The following is a 2,608-nucleotide window of genomic DNA, read 5'->3' as shown; positions in this document are numbered from 1 at the left end:
ATAAGCATAACTCAGTCCTCTTTTTTGCCTTTTTGTTTCTGGAAAATCAAAACTCGCAAAATTTGGACTGAGTTTCTTTGACACTCCTACCATTTTGAAAAGTTATATAACTATAGATATGTAAAAGTAAGTCGTCTGTGATGGAACTAACGAATATTCTATTGCTGATCCTTATTCATTTTTCCTTTATCCATCTAATCGATGATGAAATACCAGCTATATTTGAGGTTTTGGCAGAGGAGGAAGACCATAAGCGGCTCTGGCACGATCACAGCTTTCATTATAATCGCCAGTTTCCCAAGCTTGAGGAAATTCTCTACAAGGAGACGGCCTTTTATTATAAATAGCACAAGAAACTGATTGACCAATTTCACCGCATAAATTAACGCATCGGGGTCGAGGTTCATTTGTACCTTTCATACATCGCATGAAATTATTTAGTTTCTCTGTCATAGAGATGGGAACTGTACCTCCACCATCTTCAGCTTCCGCCCAGTAAAATGAAACACGAAAATAAGCACAACAAGCACCACAGCTTATGCAGGGATTATCTTGTAATTCAGATTGAGAAGTTAACGTTTGACTCATACCAGATGTCACTATCTAATGTTTAAGATATACACTCAGGTAAAATTACCTTATCCTCAAAAGCTCATTTTCCAAAGAAAAGATGACCTCTTTAAAAAGAGATTATGTTGCCAAATTATATCTTTCTTCAAGATAAATTTATTTTATTTGGAATTAATTGAATTTATTCAATAAATCCAATTGTTCTTAATGTTTTATTTGTAAATAATTTAATTTGTAAATTTTTATTGTGTGTGATTAATGTATGAGTACTGGAATTAAAATTGGAAGAAGGCGAAGATGTAAAAATAAAGAACACCTTTTGCCTATTGAATAAGAGCCTACTGGGATGAAGTGCGCCCTTAAAGTTGGATAACCAACATTAGAGGGGCACTTCAAAGATAGGATCTAAATAAGTTGTAGGCTTATTTTTCCTGAGTCAGTAGAGCATTTAACTCTATATAACTGAGTTTTGCTTTATCATTTGGTTGTAGGATACCGTTTTTCAAAAAACGTTTCATACTAGCCTGTGTGATAGTATAAGCTTGTTCCGCAAAGAAAGAGCCTCCAGAAACTCGTTTCACACCTGCGGCGAAAAATTCCTCAGCACAGGGAGCATTAGCGAGTACCATTACATTTAATGGCCCGTTAATATGAGAACTAATTATTTGGCATATTTTTAGGTCGATCAAACCGGGAATAAAAATACAATCTGCACCAGCGGCAAGATAAGTATTGGCACGAGAAATAAAATGATCCGGATCTTTACTTTCACCACGAAGCCATGAATCTATAGGGGCATTGATAAATAAATCATAATTCAAGTTATTAGCGGCAGTACGTGCAGAGGCAATGCGCTCAGCACCATCTTCTATGGACATTGATTTACCATTTTTGGCGTCTTCAATGTTGATACCCACACATTCGACAGAATATAGATCTTGTACAAGATGATCCATATTTTCACCTGTAGCTAGCAAACCATCTTCAACATCAGCAGACACTGGAAGGTTGGTGCTAGCAGTAATTAAACCGAGTGCTTTATATCCATCGTCATTGAAGATGCTTGATTTTTCACTCACATTAGCTCATGTTAGCGACCATGAAAATTCATCTGACAGCAGATCAAAAGAAAGCCCTCGAATTGATGCATGATACCACTCGCGATGGACGAGTACGTGACCGTATCAAAGCGGTTCTTTTGGCTTCCGAGGGGTGGACCGCTCAGATGATTGCCCAGGCCTTGCGTATTCACGAAAGTACCGTAAGCCGCCATCTGAAAGATTATTTCTCTCAGGAAAAGCTCGCCCCTGAAAATGGGGGCTCTGAAAGTCACCTGTCTGCCGAACGAACCGTTGAACTGATTGATTATCTGACGGCAAATTTGATGCACACCACCGCACAAATTGTGGCTTATGTCCGAGCACGATGGCAGGTCACTTTCACTGTCGCAGGTATGACGAAATGGCTTCACCGTCAGGGTTTCAGCTATAAGAAGCCAATGGGAGCTCCACATAAATTTGATGCAGATAAACAGCAACAGTTTATTGAGACCTACAACGCACTGAAAGAAGCATGCGGCCAGCATGAGCCTATTTTGTTTATTGATGCGGTGCATCCTACCCAGTCCACAAAATTAAGTTACGGCTGGATGAAGAGTGGGAGGAGGCAGGTCAAAGTCGTTGAGACCACGGGCAGTCGAACTCGACTCAACATCATGGGCGCCCTTAATTTACAACGGATTGAAGAGACCATTATTCGTGAATATCCGACGATTAACGCGAAAAATGTCGTCCTTTTTTTCGGCGCAATCCGGGAAACCTACCCACTTTCGCAAAAAATCCATATTATTCTGGATGGTGCGGGTTACCACCGTTCCGAATTCGTTCAATTTTTTGCCGAAGTTTTGAATATTGAGTTGCACTACCTACCGCCTTGTATCTTAAATGTAGGTTAAAATAAATACGATTAGATTTGGTGCGGTGTATGCAGCCTGATGCCGCCTAGGGTTCCTAGCCCGTCTGTAAGCGATTGGCGCATA

The 2,608-nt window shown here is 40.0% G+C and carries 2 protein-coding genes and 1 pseudogene; 1 reads left to right on the top strand and 2 read right to left on the bottom strand.

The annotated features are described in order from the left end of the window. Nucleotides 1-216 precede the first annotated feature (216 nt). Together AAC854_RS22100 and AAC854_RS22095 are read right to left on the bottom strand one after the other, a co-directional pair. Nucleotides 217-588 (bottom strand): YkgJ family cysteine cluster protein, encoded by a 372-nt coding sequence (locus AAC854_RS22100; RefSeq protein WP_340618976.1) that lies wholly within the window; start codon nucleotides 586-588, stop codon nucleotides 217-219. A 404-nt stretch (nucleotides 589-992) separates the two neighbouring features. Continuing rightward, complete coding sequence (locus AAC854_RS22095) at nucleotides 993-1,649, bottom strand: isocitrate lyase/phosphoenolpyruvate mutase family protein (protein ID WP_340618975.1); 657 nt, start codon at nucleotides 1,647-1,649, stop codon at nucleotides 993-995. Between the two features lie 20 nt (nucleotides 1,650-1,669). On the opposite strand from AAC854_RS22095, the pseudogene AAC854_RS22090 reads away from it, so the two are divergent. Beyond that, nucleotides 1,670-2,503, top strand: a pseudogene (locus AAC854_RS22090) (IS630 family transposase); the annotation flags it as partial. Nucleotides 2,504-2,608 lie beyond the last annotated feature (105 nt).

The organism is Xenorhabdus entomophaga, from assembly GCF_037996725.1.
GTDB lineage: Bacteria > Pseudomonadota > Gammaproteobacteria > Enterobacterales > Enterobacteriaceae > Xenorhabdus > Xenorhabdus khoisanae.
Note: the sequence above shows the minus strand (reverse complement) of the source record. Positions and strands in the feature narration are given on the sequence as shown.

Excerpts from the sequence above, each read along its gene's own strand:
- AAC854_RS22100 (WP_340618976.1), bottom strand. The coding sequence starts at position 588 with ATGAGTCAAACGTTAACTTCTCAATCTGAATTACAAGATAATCCCTGC.